This window comes from Nitrospirillum guanabarense (assembly GCF_034653355.1).
Taxonomy (GTDB): domain Bacteria; phylum Pseudomonadota; class Alphaproteobacteria; order Azospirillales; family Azospirillaceae; genus Nitrospirillum.
On sequence record NZ_JAYEER010000004.1, the window covers coordinates 2,218,171 to 2,234,556 of the forward strand.

The 16,386-nt window shown below is 68.0% G+C and carries 15 protein-coding genes; 8 read left to right on the forward strand and 7 right to left on the reverse strand.

Features of this window, described 5'->3' with window-relative positions:
• Positions 1-202: 202 nt before the first annotated feature.
• Positions 203-775 carry a hypothetical protein gene (locus UAA55_RS28330; protein WP_322957019.1) on the reverse strand — a complete coding sequence of 191 codons (573 nt, stop codon included), beginning with the start codon at positions 773-775 and terminating at the stop codon, positions 203-205.
• Positions 776-863: 88 nt separating this feature from the next.
• Here UAA55_RS28330 and UAA55_RS28335 point away from each other — a divergent pair, with 88 nt between their 5' ends.
• Entirely contained in the window at positions 864-1,520 is a 657-nt protein-coding gene (locus UAA55_RS28335; RefSeq protein ID WP_322957021.1) for a glutathione S-transferase family protein, read from the forward strand.
• 24 nt (positions 1,521-1,544) lie between these two features.
• Here the strand turns inward: UAA55_RS28335 and UAA55_RS28340 are convergent, their stop codons facing one another.
• Positions 1,545-2,306, reverse strand: coding sequence for an SDR family NAD(P)-dependent oxidoreductase (locus UAA55_RS28340; protein ID WP_322957022.1), 762 nt, complete (start codon positions 2,304-2,306; stop codon positions 1,545-1,547).
• A 236-nt stretch (positions 2,307-2,542) separates the two neighbouring features.
• On the opposite strand from UAA55_RS28340, the gene UAA55_RS28345 reads away from it, so the two are divergent.
• From UAA55_RS28345 to UAA55_RS28355, 3 genes are all read left to right on the forward strand, one after another.
• The gene (locus UAA55_RS28345; protein WP_322957023.1) at positions 2,543-4,474 is read left to right on the forward strand and encodes a di-heme-cytochrome C peroxidase; all 1,932 of its coding nucleotides are present in this window, start codon (positions 2,543-2,545) and stop codon (positions 4,472-4,474) included.
• Between the two features lie 136 nt (positions 4,475-4,610).
• A complete protein-coding gene (locus tag UAA55_RS28350; RefSeq protein WP_322957024.1) occupies positions 4,611-5,951 on the forward strand; it encodes a hypothetical protein in 1,341 nt (446 codons plus the stop codon).
• Positions 5,952-5,955: 4 nt separating this feature from the next.
• Positions 5,956-6,405, forward strand: a complete 450-nt coding sequence (locus UAA55_RS28355; RefSeq protein WP_322957025.1) for a hypothetical protein — start codon at positions 5,956-5,958, stop codon at positions 6,403-6,405.
• 265 nt (positions 6,406-6,670) lie between these two features.
• Here the strand turns inward: UAA55_RS28355 and UAA55_RS28360 are convergent, their stop codons facing one another.
• The 4 genes from UAA55_RS28360 to UAA55_RS28375 form a co-directional block, all read right to left on the reverse strand.
• Positions 6,671-7,297, reverse strand: coding sequence for a ParA family protein (locus UAA55_RS28360; RefSeq protein WP_145618775.1), 627 nt, complete (start codon positions 7,295-7,297; stop codon positions 6,671-6,673).
• Between the two features lie 36 nt (positions 7,298-7,333).
• Entirely contained in the window at positions 7,334-8,290 is a 957-nt protein-coding gene (locus UAA55_RS28365; RefSeq protein ID WP_322957026.1) for a CHAD domain-containing protein, read from the reverse strand.
• Positions 8,287-9,054 carry a CYTH domain-containing protein gene (locus tag UAA55_RS28370; protein ID WP_322957027.1) on the reverse strand — a complete coding sequence of 256 codons (768 nt, stop codon included), beginning with the start codon at positions 9,052-9,054 and terminating at the stop codon, positions 8,287-8,289. Before UAA55_RS28370 ends, UAA55_RS28365 begins: the two co-directional genes overlap by 4 nt.
• 70 nt (positions 9,055-9,124) lie before the next feature.
• Positions 9,125-9,709 (reverse strand): hypothetical protein, encoded by a 585-nt coding sequence (locus UAA55_RS28375; protein WP_322957028.1) that lies wholly within the window; start codon positions 9,707-9,709, stop codon positions 9,125-9,127.
• 165 nt (positions 9,710-9,874) lie between these two features.
• On the opposite strand from UAA55_RS28375, the gene UAA55_RS28380 reads away from it, so the two are divergent.
• Positions 9,875-11,071 (forward strand): phosphoglycerate kinase, encoded by a 1,197-nt coding sequence (locus UAA55_RS28380; RefSeq protein ID WP_322957029.1) that lies wholly within the window; start codon positions 9,875-9,877, stop codon positions 11,069-11,071.
• A gap of 193 nt (positions 11,072-11,264) precedes the next feature.
• The gene (locus UAA55_RS28385; protein WP_322957030.1) at positions 11,265-12,107 is read left to right on the forward strand and encodes a DUF554 domain-containing protein; all 843 of its coding nucleotides are present in this window, start codon (positions 11,265-11,267) and stop codon (positions 12,105-12,107) included.
• 46 nt (positions 12,108-12,153) lie between these two features.
• Here the strand turns inward: UAA55_RS28385 and UAA55_RS28390 are convergent, their stop codons facing one another.
• Positions 12,154-12,939 (reverse strand): M48 family metallopeptidase, encoded by a 786-nt coding sequence (locus UAA55_RS28390; protein WP_322957032.1) that lies wholly within the window; start codon positions 12,937-12,939, stop codon positions 12,154-12,156.
• A gap of 619 nt (positions 12,940-13,558) precedes the next feature.
• Here UAA55_RS28390 and glpK point away from each other — a divergent pair.
• On the forward strand, positions 13,559-15,046 hold the full coding sequence (gene glpK, locus UAA55_RS28395) for a glycerol kinase GlpK (protein ID WP_322957034.1): 1,488 nt from the start codon (positions 13,559-13,561) through the stop codon (positions 15,044-15,046).
• Positions 15,047-15,250: 204 nt separating this feature from the next.
• Positions 15,251-16,306, forward strand: coding sequence for a retropepsin-like aspartic protease family protein (locus UAA55_RS28400; RefSeq protein ID WP_322957035.1), 1,056 nt, complete (start codon positions 15,251-15,253; stop codon positions 16,304-16,306).
• Positions 16,307-16,386 lie beyond the last annotated feature (80 nt).

The window sequence follows — 16,386 nt, forward strand, 5'->3', positions numbered from 1 at the left end:
GGCGCGAGGGTACGCGGCCCTCCCCTGGCAACGGGACGGGGGGCCGGGTATGGGGTGCCTCAGACACGGGAAAACATCCTTCGACGGACGGCGCGGCGGCTCCCGGCATCGGGGCGGCCCGGGTAATTATTATCGCGCCGGGGGTGCGCTCCGCGCAACGTTCGAATGCCGCGACCGCACGCTTCCTTCGGTCAGTGTGGCCTTAAAGCGCCACCAGCCGCAGTTCGCGGCGCAGCAGCCGGGCGCGGTCCTGGAACACCCGCAGCCGCACCTTGAAGTTCTCCGGCGTCGGCTGGTAGTGCATGACGATGGCCAGCCGGTCCAGGCTGCCGTCGGTGCCCTGGAAGGGCAGGCCGATACGGGGCACATGGTACATAACGCCCTCATCCGTGCCCACCTGGTCCTGGCCGAAGATGGGCTGGGCGTCGCGCGCGATGGCCGCCTGGAAGCCCAGCGCCGCCTCCAGCATCTCGGGCGGATAGAACTCGTCGAAATAGCGGCCGGTGGGGTCGCTGCCGGCGGCCAAGGCGGAGAGGGAGCCGCAGAACACCACCCGCACCCGGCCGTCGGCGCGGAAGGCCGTCGTCACCGCCAGGTGGGGCAGGAAACTGTCCGGCACCGCCGCCAGGTCCAGGGCGGCCGACGGCGGCGGCACGGCGCCGCCCCCCAGCCCCCGCCACCACGCGTAGGCGTGGGCGATGGGACCGTCGGGCAATTCATCGGCACGGATGAAACCCGCGATATCCGGCAGGGGTTGGCACGCGTTCAATGGCATAATCAACGACCATAGCGTCCAGGCCGGCCGACCGCCAGCCGCAAGACCGTCATGAGCGATCCACCTTTACGGTTAGAGGAGACAGCCCTTGAAACTTTACGGCGCCGCCCTGTCCCCCTATTCCGCCCGCGTCGTGTTGGCCATCCGCGCCAAGGGCCTGGAAATTCCCCTGGTGGATCCGCCGGGTGGCCAGAAGTCGGCCGCCTTCCAGGCCATCAATCCGCTGGGCAAGACCCCGGTGCTGGACGCCGACGGCGCGTACATCCTTGAGTCCGCCGTCATTTGTGAATTTTTGGAGGAGGCCTTCCCCAAACCGGCGCTGCTGCCGGCCCAGCCAGTGGCGCGGGCGGCCCAGCGCACGGTGGCCCGCCTGCTGGACCTGTACGTCCTGCCGCCGCTGCTGTCGCTGATGGCGCAAAGGGGACCGACCCCGGCGGGTGACGCCACCGCCAGCGCCGGTCGGGTGGCGGAACTGACCCGGGGCCTGGACGCGCTGGAGGTGGTGGTTGACCGGGGCCCCCTGCCCCCACCGCCGCCGGGCACGCTGAGCCTGGCCGACTGCGCCCTGGCCCCCACGCTGCTCTTCCTGGCGCGCTTCCTGCCCCGCTACACGCCGCAGGACATGCTGGAAAAGCGCCCGGCGCTGGCGGCCTTGTGGACCGCCTACGCCGCCCACCCCCTGATCACCCCCATCGCGCGCGAGATGGAGGACGCGCTGGAGGCGTTCCGCCAGCGGCGGGGCTGACGCCCCAACCGCCATTGGGAACCCTTACTTCGCGTTCATGCGCACGGCGCCGTCCAGGCGGATGGTTTCGCCGTTCAGCATGACGTTGCGGCAGATGGTCAGGGCCAGCTCCGCATACTCCTCCGGCTTGCCCAGGCGCTTGGGGAAGGGGATGGAAGCCGCCAGACTGTCCTGCACCTCCTGCGTGAACCCGGCCACCATGGGGGTCCAGAAGATGCCGGGGGCGATGGTCATGACGCGCACACCCACGCGGGCCAGTTCACGGGCGATGGGCAGGGCCATGGCGTGCACGCCGCCCTTGGACGCGCTGTAGGCCGCCTGGCCCACCTGGCCGTCGAAGGCGGCGACGGAGGCGGTGTTGATGATCACGCCGCGCTCGCCATCCTCCAGCGGATCCAGCGTGCTCATGTCGGCGGCCGCCAGGCGCAGGATGTTGAAGCTACCGATCAGGTTGATCTCGATGACCTTGCGGAAGGCGTCCAGAGCCAGCGGGCCTTCACGGCCCAGCACGCGGCCGGCGGTGGCGACACCGGCGCAGTTGACGGCGATGCGGGCGGCGCCATGGGCCTCGCGCGCGGCGGCGATGGCGGCGGTGGCGCTGTCGGCGCTGGTGACGTCGCAGCTGAGCGCCAGGCCGCCGATCTCGGCGGCGACCGCCTCGGCCGCGGCCAGGTTCACGTCCAGCAGGGCCACCTTGGCGCCCTCGGCCGCCAGACGGCGCGCCGTGGCGGCGCCCAGACCCGAACCGCCGCCGGTGATGATGGCGGCAACACCTTGAACCTGCATGCTTCTCTCCCAATGGTTAGGCGGGTGACCAGTCTTCCCCGGCTTTTACCCGCCTTTCTGGCAAGGATGTGCTCCCGCGTCCAGCGGACATCCGGCACGCCGGCTGTGCGCGGGACCGCATGCGACGCGGCCCATGCGTACGAATGGTTGAAGAAACCCCTTGCCATTCCGTACGACACAGTGCAAAGGCACGGGCGGGGGACAAAGCGCGACGGCGGCGATTGGGGGAAGATGTCATGCGGGTTTTCAGCACGCGGCGGCGCATGGCGGCGGCCTTGGCCGGCCTGGGTTTACTGGCGGCCGGCCATGCCGGGGCGCCCCCGGCACGGGCGGCCACGCCCGCCCCCTCCCCCACGGCGCAGGCGCCCGAGGTGGTGCGCCTGCTGGACCAGAACTGGCCGCAATCGGTGCGCCAAGGCTTCTACACCACCAGCCAAGGCTCGCAGTTGATGCCGTACGGCTGGTTCAAGGCGCTGGAACGCCCGGCCTCGACCGAGCTGTTCTTCGCCGACCGGCTGGCGCGCTTCAACTACCTGCCCAACGAAGTCTCAGCGCAGAACCCCGAAGGCCTGCCCGTGGGCTTCGCCCTGGACCGGGGCACCGGCCCCACCTCCATCGGCATGACCTGCGCCGCCTGCCACACCGGGCAGATCACCTACAAGGGCACGGCCCTGCGTGTGGATGGCGGCCCGGCCGACGCCGACTTCCAGGGCTTTCTGGTGGAGCTGTCGGCCGCCCTGGCCGACACGGTGTCGGACCCGGCCAAGTTCAACCGCTTCGCCGCCCGCGTTGGTGGCGACAAGGCCGCGCTGAAAGCCGGCCTGGCCGCCTTCTCCACCGCCTGGGGGGCGTTCTTCAGCGCCGCCCTGGACGGGCAGGCCTGGGGTCCGGCGCGGCTGGACGCCTTCAGCATGATCTTCAACCGCCTCACCGGCCTGGACTTCCGCGTGCCGTCCAACGTGCTGCCGGCCCATGCCCCAGTCAGTTATCCCTTCCTGTGGAACGCCCACCAGCAGGACGCGGTGCAGTGGAACCTGTCCGCCCCGAACGGCAACTACATCAAGGCCCTGGCCCGCAACACGGGAGAGGTGCTGGGCGTGTTCGGCGCGCTGGACGTCTGCGTCGCCGGCAAGGACATCGCGGGGCAAAGCTGCCCGGGCGACCGGCGGCGCTTCGCCTCCAAGCTGTTTCCGCATATCCCCTTCTACGACACCTCCATCAGCGTTCCGGGCCTGATGAAGCTGGAATGGGCCATCACCCAGCTGGCGCCGCCCGCCTGGCCGTCCACCGTCTTCGGCGCCGTCGACGCCGGCAAGGCGGAACAGGGCCGCCAGCTGTTCAACGAGGTCTGCGCCGACTGCCACCACATGACCAAGGCAGCCCTGAGCCAGGACGTCTGGCCGGTGATGGACCAGCGCCCCACCGACACCGACCCCACCGTGTACCGCAACGCCCTGCGCTGGGCGAAGACCGGGCCGCTGAATGGCACCCGCGCCCTGCTGTTCGGCGATGGCGGATCGGTCAGCGTGGGCGACATGCCGGCCGACGCCCAGGCCGTCAGCGTCCTGACCAACGGCGTCATCGGCAGCGTGGTGGACGGCCTGCTGAACCAGAAGGGCGGCAAACTCAACCATGACGACTACGCCAACCTGGGCCTGACGCCGCTGAGCCTGATCAAGCTGGCCATCGACCAGAAGACCGGCTCGGTCAACGATGTCGAACAAGCCATGGGTCCAGCCTTCAAGGCCGTGCCGCCCGCCGGCCCGCCGGCGCACAAGACGTCCTGCGTCACCAGCGACGGGGCGGCCGGCGACCAGACACCGCCGGTCTATGAGGCGCGGCCCCTGTTCGGCATCTGGGCCACCGCGCCATACCTGCACAACGGGTCCGTCCCCACCCTGTGGGGCGTGCTGAAGTCGTCCGCCCGGCCGGACACCTTCGCCGTGGGCGGTCGCGAATTCGATCCCGTCCAGGTGGGCTATGTCAGCGCCGTGGGCACGCCGGGCACTTGGGTCTATGACACCACCCTGCCCGGCAATTGCAACCGTGGCCACGACGACTATCGCCGCGCCGACGGCAGCCCGCTGACGGACGACCAGCTGTGGGCCATCCTGGAGTTCCTGAAGATGCTGACCACCAAGGATCAGCTCTGGACCAGCGTATACTGAGGATACCGGTGCGCCGCCGGACACTATGCCGAGCGGCTTACCCCTGAGGGAAGCCCCCTCTTCCAGCCCCTTTCCGTCCCCCGTCGCCGCCTTAGTTCATCCGCCGTAACCGGCTGAACCAGAGGCGGGAGGGGCGGTGCCTGACAGTTTCTCCAGTCACGCGCCCTTCGCGGCGGCGCCCGGCCAAGCCATGCGTGGCTGGGTCGAGGCCGCCATCCCTGAAGGCCGGCTGCTGATCGGCCCCACCCTGGCCGTACCCGCCGGCATGCGCCGCTATGCCATCACCGTGCCCTTCCGCCCCTGGCAGGACAACCGCGTCATCCAGGCCCTGAACGGCCTGGATGAGTTCGGGCGCCAGCGGCTGCGCCTGGTGGTGGACGGCGTGGACCATCGCTGCGGCACCGGGCAGTTGATGGGCCGGGTCATGGCCGACTTCGCCAACGGCAGCCTCAGCGCCTATCTCATCCCCCACGCCACGCCGCCCATATCCCCGCCCACCACTCCCCCGCCCCACCCCGGCGGGTATGGCCAGCAGGACGGCGACCCGCCGGGCCAGCCGGCGCAATGGTCGATGATCGAACGCGTGGTGGGCATGCTCCGCCGCAGCATCCCCTACCTGCCACGCGACATGCAGCAGGCGGCGAGAAGCCTGTTCACGCTGGAGACGCTGTACTGGCTGGCGGGTTTCCTGGCCGCCTGGGCGGTGGGCCACGCCGCCGGCTATGGCGAGGCCATCGACGTCGTCCTGCTGGGCGTGGGCTATGCCATGGTGGGCTGGTCGGTGTTCGGCGGCCTGAACGACCTGGGCCACGGCGTGGCCATGGCCGCCACCGCCAAGACCGAGCACGACCTGGACGAGGCCGCGAAACGCACCGCCGCCGGCCTGACCGTGCTGACCATCAACGCCCTGATCGCCCTCATCGCCAAGGTGAAGCCGGCCTCCGGCGGCAAGCGCCCGCCGGTGGTCGAGGAAGAACCACCGCCACCGCCGCCGGACCCGCCAGTGAAGCCGGTTGAGCCGCCGCCGGAGCCGCCCAAGGCCAAACTCACCGCTGGCAGCGACACGCACAAGGCTCAACGCTGGCAGGAGTATCAGGACAACGGCGGGACTTGGAATTACGACCGCTGGTCCAATGTCTATGATGCGAACATGACGCGCGCATCCGCCGCCAACGCGGCGGTGGACGCATATCATAAGACCCTCGGCTGGGGGGAACGCGAAGTCACGGTTCCGTCAGTCGTTGACGGTGTCGAATACCCACGCCGCTTGGACATTGCCGACGTTGCCGCCCAGCGCGGCATTGAATACAAAACGGGGTATCAAACCGCCACGCAGGACAATTTGTGGGAAGTCGCCCGCGACAAATCCCTGGCGGATGAAGGTTGGGATATTCAATGGGTATTCCGTGACAAGGCATCACAGCCCTTAAAGGACGCCCTCACTGACGCGGGCATAAAATACACCGGCGGAAATTAGGAAAATGACGACAGAACACGATCAGTTCCAGTTCTGGCTGATGGATATGAGTGATGCGATCGACCGCTTCCTTCAGTCCGTCCCCACGCAGGTCGCTACGCGGCTGGACTATTCGCCCGAATCGCTGAACGTGATCGAGGAGTACATCCTGGACAGGTACCCCACGATCGACGACATCAAAAAGCAAAGCGAAGCCAAGACCGTCGATGGCATGGCGCGCTATGTCGGCCAGGTATTCCGCAAGCACTTCGGCGGGAAATGGATCATCGATTTTTCCGATAAGAAGAATGCGTTCTACGGCCTTCCCCAGTTGTCGGGCATGCAGGAACAGCGGACGGCGTCTTGCCCGCTGACCCTTGTGACAGCGTCCACCGACCGGCGGACGGGGAAATTCATTCGGACGGTCTTTGAAAACTATCGCCAGCGGATCGCCCAGGCCCAGCAGGTTTCATAAGGCCGGACTTGAGCCAGGTCTCAACCACAGCGAAAACCATCGCCCAACTCATGGCTTCCGCTTTCGGCCTCGAGACGTCGCCGGTCACGCACCTGTGGGACGACAACCATCAGAGCGACATCTACGTCCTGCAGGCGGTGGATCGCCCACAGAAGGGCGTGACCTCCTACGCCACGGTAGGGCTGTCGGAACACCCGTTGATGCGCGAGGGGCAGGAATTCAGCACGCGGGTGGAACTGCTAGTGGGAGCACGACGCCCCCGCCCTCAGCTCGGGTCCTCAATAAAGGCGATCAGCGGAGCCCAGTCCTGGCGCAGGTCGGCCAGGCGCTTGGCCTTCTGGTCGAACAGGCTGAGGCCGGCGGCGGCGGCGTCCGGGTAGGCCTGGCTGTCGCGCAGGCGGGTCACCACGCGGTGGCCCACGGTGCCCAGGAAGGTGTCCAGCCGGTCGGCGGCGCGGGTGCGGGCGCGCACGCGGTTGCCCACCACCGCCACGGCCTTGCGGCTTTTGCGGATGGGCTTCAGCTCGTCCAGCTTCCTCAGGAAGCGCTCCGTCGCCTGCTCGTCGAAGGCGCCGGGCAACAGGGGCAGCACGATCACGTCGGCCTCGGCCACCAGCTGCTCCACCTCCTTGGGCTTCAGGGCGGCGGGCGCGTCGATGACCAGCACCTCGGCCCCCTTGGGCACGCTGTCGATCTCCTTCGTCCAGTCCAAGGCCGCGATGACTGGGGCGGTCACCGGCCGACGGGCCAGCCAGCCCAACGACGACTTCTGCCGGTCCACATCGGCCAGCACGGTTTGACGGCCATCGGCGGCGAAGGCGGCGGCCAGGTGGGTGGCGACCGTGGTCTTGCCGACGCCGCCCTTGATGTTGGCCACGAGGATGGAAAGCATGGGGTGCCAGTTCCTTGACGATAAAGCGATAAGGGATCAGGAGGGCGGGTGCGGCCAATGGCCGGTCGGCGTCCAGAAGGGCTCGGCGTCCACGAAGTCCTCCACCGCGCGGCAGAGCGCGTCCTCGCCCACCGCCATGTGGGCGGCGTGCCAGCCCAGCACCAGGCCGGCGCCCATGGCCCAACCGGCGGGGCTCACGTCCTTGGCGGCGGCCAAGTCGGTCCGCAACTCCCGGATCAACGCGTCCATGGTGGCGACGTCGTTCAGGTGGCCCAGCCCGTCCTGCAGGCCGGACAGCCGTTCCAGGTACTTGCGCACCGCCTTCTGCGGGTACAGCTCGCGGAAGAAGTCCACGGCGTAGCGCAGCTTCTTCATGGCGATGCGCAGGCCGTGCCGGGCGGGCGCGTCCAGCCGGGCGAAGTGGCGGCCGCGTTTGGCGGCGCGATGGCGCTGGCGGGTCAGCACGGCGTCGGCGAAGGGCAGCAAGGGCTGGCCCAGCCAAGCCAAGCGATCGGCCGGGGCGTCGTCGCGCCAGCAGCGCCCGTCCACCCAGCGGCCCAGGGTCAGCAGCAGTTCGGTATAGCCCGGGCCGGACACGGCGGCCCGGGCCGCGGCATGCCCCCGGCCCCGGGCACCCTGCGCCGCCACGGCCAGGGCCTGCAGACTTTCCTGCTCCGGCATCGCGGCGGCGACCGGCGCCAGCAGATCCTCCAGGAACACATCCCAGGAGCGGGCGGGCCCCACGGCGTCGGCCAGGCCCTTCAGCGCCGCCTTCAGCGTGGCCGCCTGGGCCTCGGGCAGGATGGCCTTGAACAGGGTGAGGGCGGAGCGCAGGCGCCGCACCGCCACCCGCAACTGGTGCACGCCCGACGGGTCGCCGGCCAGCACCGCCGCCTCGTTCGCCGCCATATGCTGCAGGCAGGCGCGGGCCACGCCGGCCAGCGCCGCCTCCACCGTGTCGTCGGGGTGGAAGTTCAGGGGGCCGGCCTTCACGGCCTTGGGCGCCCCCCCTTCCCCCGCGCCAGGGCGTAGCCGCGCTCCGCCTTGGTGCGCAACTCCAGGCGCAGGGGCACAACGCGGTGCAGGGCCAGCGCCAGGTCATAGAGCACGCGACGGTCCTGGCCCGCGGCCAGTTCCAGCTCCAGCTCCGCGATCGGCTCTTCCCGCCCATCGGCGGCGTGGGTGACACCCTGGTCCACCGCCACGTCCACCGCCAGCCCGGCGGCCAGGGGCAGGGTGCGGGTCCAGCGCTTGACCTCATTGCTGAAGACGGGGCCCAGGCGGCGCAGGTCGGTGCCCTCCAGCAGGGCCTGGGCGGCGGGGTCGGTGAAGGCCTGGGGCACCAGGTGCCCGTCCGGCGCCGGGATTTCCCATTCCGACCGGGCCATGGCCATGCCTCCCCCGGCCGATGGCCCCTTCAGGGTCTGCAGCACCTTAGCGCCCGAGTGGCGCAGGCGCAGGCTGACGCCCCGGGCGGCGAGATCGCCCTCCGGCGTGTCGAAATAGGTGTTGCGCAGGGTCTTGGTGACGGCGCGCGGGCCGGCCAGCAGGGGCGCCGTCTTCAACCGGGCCAGGTGCCTGGGATCGACCGCCAGCTTCAGCTCGATCTCCTGCGGGGCGGCCGCGGGGGCGGAAACGGGTGTTCCCTCCGCCGGGGCGGCGGGGGGACGGGGGACGGCGATGAGGATTCGGGCATCAAGGCGGGGGTCCGGCAGTGCCAGGGGCGGCGGCCTCTGGGGCGCGCCCTTGTCCCCCAACGCTATAGGACGCCCCAGGCGCCGACAATATGGTGAATGGTTAAACTTTCAGCGCGGACAGGTGCGCCCATCACAGGTGACCATGCCGCACGATGGCCAGGTTGATGGCCAGATGCACCACCACCATCAGCACGAACCACAGCGTCCGCGCCGCCAGATACGTGGCCCGCACCGCCCACAGCTGGCCGAACGACAGGGCCACATGCAGCAGGCTGGGCACCGACCGCGCCACCAGCACCGCGCCCAGGGCCAGCAGCGGCGGGAAGCCCAGGCTGAGACAATGGACATTGCCGGCCGCGCACAGCGGCAGCATGCCGCGCGCCAGCGCCCAGACGGCCACGCCCAGCTCCCACGCCGCCCAGGCATAGCCGGCGCTGACCGCCGCCCGGGTGTCGCGGTTGCTGAGCGACAGCAGCAGGTAGCGCCCCGCCTCCTCCACGCAGGCCCCCAGGATCAGCAGCAGGGTGACGGGCCCGACATGGCCGCCGGACAGGCCCAGGGCGCCCATGTCGCGGGCGGCCCAATCCTCCATGGCCATGACCCCGGGCAGGACCAGCAGGCCGGCGGCCAGCACCCGCCCCTCCAGCACGCCCCGACGGGCCAGCACCAGGGTGACCAGGGACAGGATGACCAGAAAGAGGATGTAGTAGATCACGCGGGCGTCCCCATTTCCGAGAGCCCCGATGAGATGACGCGGGCTCCGCCTTTCGGCCAGAGAGGTGTAGCCGGGCGCCTTGTGCGGTTGCAACAGGGTCCCGCCTATGCTTCCTTGGCCCCGTCTCACGCCATTCCACCTTGATACGGGCCGGGAACCGACGCCATGACTTTCAAGACCCTAGAAGACATCGCCCCCGCCAGCCGCACCGTGCTGGTCCGCGCCGACCTCAACGTCCCCGTGCAGGATGGCCAGGTCACGGACGCCACCCGCCTGGTCCGTCTCGTCCCCACCTTGAAGGAATTGGCGTCCAAGGGCGCCAAGGTCGTCGTGCTGTCGCATTTCGGCCGGCCCAAGAACGGCCCGGACGAGAAGAACTCCCTGCGCCAGGTGGTGCCGGCCCTGTCGGACGCCCTGGGCGCCCCGGTGGCCTTCGCCGGCGACTGCATCGGCAAGCCGGCGCAGGACGCCATCCGCGCCCTGGAAAAGGGCCAGGTGCTGGTGCTGGAGAACCTGCGCTTCCACGCCGGTGAGGAAAAGAACGACCCCGCCTTCGCCGCCGAGTTGGCCAAGCTGGGCGATATCTACGTCAACGATGCCTTCTCCGCCGCCCATCGCGCCCATGCCTCGACCGAAGCGCTGGCCCGCCTGCTGCCGGCCGCCGCCGGCCGCCTGATGCAGGCGGAGCTGGTGGCCCTGTCCAAGGCGCTGGGCCAGCCGCAGCGGCCGGTGGCCGCCGTGGTCGGCGGCGCCAAGATCAGCACCAAGCTGGACCTGCTGCTGAACCTGGTGGGCAAGGTCGACATCCTGGCGCTGGGCGGCGGCATGGCCAACACCTTCCTCTACGCCCAGGGCGTGGACGTCGGCGCCTCGCTGGCGGAGAAGGACATGGCCGACCAGGCCCGCGCCATCCTGGCCAAGGCCGAGGCCGGCGGCTGCCAGATCCTGCTGCCCAAGGACGGCGCGGTGGCCAAGCAGTTCAAGGCCCACGCCCCCTCGCGCATCGCCGCCCCCGGCGACATCGCCGCCGATGAGATGATCCTGGACGCCGGCCCCGCCACGATCGCCTACTACGGCGAGAAGCTGGCCACCGCCAAGACGGTGGTGTGGAACGGCCCCATGGGCGCCTTCGAGATCGAGCCCTTCGACGCCGCCACCAACGCCGTGGCCAAGATCGTGGCCGACCTGACCAAGGCCGGCACCGTCCTGTCCGTGGCCGGCGGCGGCGACACCGTCGCGGCCCTGGAGCATGCCGGCGCGGCCGACGCCTTCAGCTACATCTCCACCGCCGGTGGCGCCTTCCTGGAATGGCTGGAAGGCAAGGAGCTGCCGGGCGTGAAGGCGCTGGAGGCCGTCGCTTAAGCCCATCCTATGGCTCGTAAGCCCACAGTATGATGCGACTTCATGTTGTGGGCTTGCTAGAGTTCATTTATTACAATACAACTTCAGATATATTTCTATAGCATTACCTCGCGGATTAAGTTACACGTACTGGCATATCCAGCATCACTGGAGCCCCCAAATGCGTGTGCGGTCCTTGATCAGGCCGGCGGCAATGACTGCCATGGCCTTACTGAGCGGTTGCGGGACGACTGGCCTATTTTCCAATCTTTCAAATGGTGGGCCGGTTATTGATGATGGCGTCTGGCTTTTCCAAGCGCAGACATCTGGAACTGAGAAACCCCAGATCGTTGAAGATCCTGGGTATTTGCCAAAAACATGTGGCGTAAATATTGAAGATTCAAAAGAAAAAGCCGCCATTCAAGCCTGCGCCTGGGCGTTGAAACAGCTTATTGACGTTAGGTTTCAACATTATGCTGATAGCCTAATGACAGCCTTTAACGCCGGCAACACGTTCGTCGACGTCGCCAATATTGGCCTTGGCTCTGCCGGCGCGCTAACGGGCGGAACGACATCTCAAATTCTAAGCGCAATCACAGCAGGACTCACCGGAACAAAAGCAAAGGTCAACAACGATATCCTCTATTCCAAATCAATTGAGCTGATAATAGCTCAAATGATCAAGGATAGAGCCAATCAAGAGGCAATATTTCTTGCAAGAATCGACATCTACACCAATATGTGGCAGGCTGCGAATGATTTACTGATCTATGCCCAAGCGGGAACCTGGACACATGCCATAGTACAAATGCTAAATGACAACGCAGCTCAGACTGTCGACTGCCAGCAACAAGCACAAAACGCTAGAATCGCATCAGCGGATGGCGGCAGCCCTGCTGTCATTAAAGCATTAGCCGGCCAAAATCCCGGCGAAACAAATGGAAGCTCACCTCCCAAATCATCCACCCCCAATACAAGCGATGGGGCAGCGAAATCGACTAGATGCAAACTGTCTGGCAGCGCCATTACGCAGAATGCACCTAAATCAGATCAATAATTTTCAAGTCTCTTTCGAGATCTCTTGAAATAAAGTCCTTGAGACGTCATCCGTAGCGGTGCAGCTTCGCCCCATGGCCCTTCAGCCAGGCGCGGGGCTTGTCGACGTCGCCGGCCAGATCGGCGCACAAGGCCCAGAACTTGGGCCCGTGGTTCATCTCCTTGAGGTGCGCCACCTCGTGCGCCACGACGTAGTGGACGATCTGCGACGGGGCCAGGATCAGGCGCCAGGAATAGCTGATGCGGCCGGTGGCGGAGCAGCTGCCCCAGCGGCTGCGGGTATCGCGCACGGAAACGGCGGTGGCGCGCATGCCGGCGCGGGCGGCCGTTTCCGCCGTCAGGGCCGACAGGTGGCGCCGCGCCTCCGCCTTCAGGAAATCGGTGACGCGGCGGTTCAGGAACTCCGCCTCCCCGCCCACGCACAGGTCCAGGCCGGCCGGCCCCTCGACCAGGCGGGCGCCGCCCCGGCGGCCGGGGTCGTGGCGGATGATGGCCGAACGCCCCAGCAGGGGCACCGCCATGCCGTCGATGAAGGGCTGGCGCGGCGGCAGGGCCGCCAGGCGGGCGTTCACCCAGTCCAGGTGGCGGCCGACGAAGCCCGCGACCTCGGCATCGCCCACGCGGGGCGGCACGGTCACCCGCACGGTGTCGGTGGCGCTGTCGACCTTCAGCGACAGGCGGCGGGCGCGCGGGCTGCGCCGCACCTCGACCGGCTGGGCTATGCCGGCCACGCGCAATTGCGACACCGTGGTCGGCGCCACCCGCGCCTTAGTCCTGGTTCTCGGCGCGGGCTTCTTCGGGGCCGTCAGCCCCATGCCGCGCAGCAGGCCCATCAACCCCATTGGTCCCGGCCCTCAACTCCTTCGGCGGCCGCATCACCGCCATCCCCTATATAAGGGGTGTGAGCACGACGCGCACCCCCATATGCCGCTTCAGGAAGCGGGGCGGACATCGTCGAACCGGAAATTGGGGAAAGGTGGGGGCCAGGCCACCCACAAAAGCGAACCCCCGCGCCGGTCAGGGCTGCGGGGGTTCTGTTGGCTTCAGTGAAGCTCAGATAGTCCATCGAGCGATACACCGGTCAGTAACCGGCATCAGCAATCGCTATATGTGTGGAGCTGTCACACAGCTCATACAGTACGCATCGGTGGAGTCATGATTTGACACACCCTCCTGGTTACGGGCAACACATCGAATACTGCGTGCATTCGACGATTTACCTGATCTGGTGGGCTAATCTGGTTTCTGATGCCTCCTGAGTGCTTCGGTAAGACAGATGGTGCGCCTGTTACAGTTCGGCGTCAACCCCATTACGCAGGACTTTTCGCCCCCTTCTGGATAGCTTTTTCCGGTCCCGCCGTTGACAGGCCCGGGCCTGCGACGCACCGTCGGCGTACCGCGCACGGGGCGACCGGACGCCGTGATAACAAGACCCTGAGGGAGGGGCCCACCATGCCCGCCGACCTGATCCTGGCCATCGACCAGGGTACCACCTCCACCCGCGCCATCCTGTTCAACGCCACCGGACGGCCCCTGGCCACGGCCCAGCGCGAGCTGCCGCAGCATTACCCCGCCGACGGCCAGGTGGAGCATGATCCGGAGGACATCTGGCGCGACACGGTGGCGGTCTGCCGGGGCGTGGTTGAAAAGGCCAGTGTGGACGCCGCCCGAGTGGCCGCCATCGGCATCACCAACCAGCGCGAGACCACGCTGGTGTGGGACCGGCGGACGGGGGAGGCGCTGCATCCCGCCATCGTCTGGCAGGACCGCCGCACCGCCGGCCTGTGCCAGGCCCTGCGCCGCGAGGGCGCGGAGGCCATGGTGCGCCGGCGTACCGGCCTGCTGCTGGACCCCTATTTCTCCGCCACCAAGCTGGCGTGGATCCTGGACACGGTCCCTGGCGCCCGCGCGCGGGCCGAGGCGGGGGAGCTGGCCTTCGGCACCATCGACTGCTTCCTGCTGTGGCGCCTGACAGGCGGCCAGGTGCACGCCACCGACGCCACCAACGCCGCCCGCACCCTGCTGTTCAACCTGGAAACCCTGGACTGGGATCCGGAGCTGCTGCGCCTGTTCGGCATCCCGGCGGCCATCCTGCCCCGGGTGCTGGACAACGCCGGCGCCTTCGGCGTCTCCACCGCCGACCTGCTGGGCCGGCCCATCCCCGTGCTGGGCATGGCGGGCGACCAGCAAGCGGCCGCCATTGGCCAGGCCTGCCTGGGCCCCGGCATGATCAAGAGCACCTACGGCACCGGCTGCTTCGCCCTGATGAATATCGGCGACACGCCGCGCCCGTCCAACCACCGCCTGCTGACCACCCTGGCCTACCGCCTGGACGGCCGCGCCAGCTACGCGCTGGAGGGGTCGATCTTCGTGGCCGGAGCGGCGGTGCAGTGGCTGCGCGACGGGCTGAGGCTGATCCCGGACGCGGCGGCCAGCCAGGGCCATGCCGAGGCGCTGGCCGATACCGGCGGCGTCTACCTGGTGCCGGCCTTCACCGGCCTGGGCGCCCCCTATTGGGATCCCGACGCGCGCGGCGCCATCCTGGGCCTGACGCGTGACAGCGGCATCAGTCACATCGTGCGCGCGGCCCTGGAGTCCGTCTGCTACCAGACCCGCGACCTGATGGACGCCATGGCGGCCGACAGCGGCTGCGCCCTGACCGCCCTGCGCGTGGACGGCGGTATGGTCACCAACGACTGGCTGATGCAGTTCCTGGCCGACCAGCTGGACCTGACGGTCGAGCGGCCGGCGGTGACGGAGACGACGGCCCTGGGCGCCGCCTTCCTGGCCGGCCTGGCGGCGGGCCTGTTCCCCAGCCTGGACACGATATCCACCCTGTGGCGGGAAGAACGGCGGTTCGAGCCCGCCGCCGACCCGGCGGCGCGGGAGCGCCTGTACGACGGCTGGAAGCGGGCGGTGGCACGGGTGCGGAGCGTTTGATCGATATGCGGCGTTTCGTTGCCGACTATCGCTTTACGCGCGAATTCGCAGCGATATTCTACATCGTCATCGCAAACGACGGCATCGTGGGGCTCTCGACGGAGTCACGGGGAGCGGGCCGCCAAAAGAGATACAAACCAAGCAGAGGCCAAGGGGTTAGGGGACATCATGGGGATTCACACGATTACGAAAATCCGCGCGAGCATGTCGGCATTCGCCCTGATGGCGCTGGCCCTGCTCCCGCCTTCCGCCCCCGCCCAGGCGGCCTCCTCCTGCAAGCTGGCCCAGGTCGCGGCCATTCCCCTGGAGATGGACGGCAACATCCTGCTGGCCCGTGTGGCCATCAACGGTAAGCCCGCGCGCATGCTGGTCGACACCGGCGCCTGGATGTCGATCCTGACCCGGTCGTCGCTGGCCCCCTTAGGCCTGAAGGCGGTGGACGCGCAAGGCGAGATGATCGGCATCGACGGAACCAGCCGCCTGTTGCAGACCACCATGGACAGCCTGGAACTGGGCACCTGGCATGGCCGCGATGTCCGGGTCTATGTCGGCGGCTATGGGTCCTTGGGGGACAATGCCGTCGGCGCCCTGGGCATGGACCTGCTGGAGCGCTACGACATGGAATTCGACCTGGCCCACAACCTGCTGAACCTGTTCAAGCCGGAAAAGTGCGACAACGACGTCCTGGCCTATTGGTCGAACAGCTACAACGTCACCGACATGGACGATGTGCGCGGCAACCGCTCCCGCATCCGCGTTCCCGTGCTGGTCAACGGCCAGACCGTGCACGCCGAACTGGACAGCGGCGCCAGCATCACCGTGCTGGATGAAGGCGTGGCCCGGCGCGTGGGCATCGACGTCATCGCCGGTGATGGCGCGAAAGCCGGGACCCTGCAAGGCGCCAACGGCTATGCCGTCGAAAGCCATATCGGCACCTTCGACAGCTTCAGCATCGGCGATGAAACCATCCGCCATGCCAAGCTGCGCGTGACCGACCTGTATAACCGCGTGGGCACGACCTATGTCGGCAGCCGCCTGAGCACCTCATACGGCGACACCGACATGTATCTGGGGGCGGATTTCCTGCGCAGCCACCGCGTCTATATCGCGTCCAGCCAGCGCAAGGTCTATTTCACTTACCAGGGCGGGCCGGTGTTCCAGGTGGTGGGCCCGGCGCTGACCTCAGTATCCCGCGGCGTCAAAGCGGATGAGGAGACGGAGCCGTCCGCCGCCGCCCCAACGAAGGCCCAAGGGCAATAGCGGCGGTGGCCCGTTTCCCGTCGCGGCGCTTGATCCCCACACTGTTTGCGTGCACTCCTCTATGTGCATAAATGCGAACG

Bases quoted from the DNA above. Each gene is read 5' to 3' on its own strand.
- UAA55_RS28345 (WP_322957023.1), top strand. From the start codon at position 2,543: ATGCGGGTTTTCAGCACGCGGCGGCGCATGGCGGCGGCCTTGGCCGGC.
- UAA55_RS28380 (WP_322957029.1), top strand. From the start codon at position 9,875: ATGACTTTCAAGACCCTAGAAGACATCGCCCCCGCCAGCCGCACCGTG.
- UAA55_RS28385 (WP_322957030.1), top strand. From the start codon at position 11,265: ATGACTGCCATGGCCTTACTGAGCGGTTGCGGGACGACTGGCCTATTT.
- UAA55_RS28360 (WP_145618775.1), bottom strand. From the start codon at position 7,297: ATGCTTTCCATCCTCGTGGCCAACATCAAGGGCGGCGTCGGCAAGACC.
- UAA55_RS28390 (WP_322957032.1), bottom strand. From the start codon at position 12,939: ATGGGCCTGCTGCGCGGCATGGGGCTGACGGCCCCGAAGAAGCCCGCG.
- UAA55_RS28355 (WP_322957025.1), top strand. From the start codon at position 5,956: ATGACGACAGAACACGATCAGTTCCAGTTCTGGCTGATGGATATGAGT.
- glpK (WP_322957034.1), top strand. From the start codon at position 13,559: ATGCCCGCCGACCTGATCCTGGCCATCGACCAGGGTACCACCTCCACC.
- UAA55_RS28400 (WP_322957035.1), top strand. From the start codon at position 15,251: ATGTCGGCATTCGCCCTGATGGCGCTGGCCCTGCTCCCGCCTTCCGCC.
- UAA55_RS28330 (WP_322957019.1), bottom strand. From the start codon at position 775: ATGCCATTGAACGCGTGCCAACCCCTGCCGGATATCGCGGGTTTCATC.
- UAA55_RS28340 (WP_322957022.1), bottom strand. From the start codon at position 2,306: ATGCAGGTTCAAGGTGTTGCCGCCATCATCACCGGCGGCGGTTCGGGT.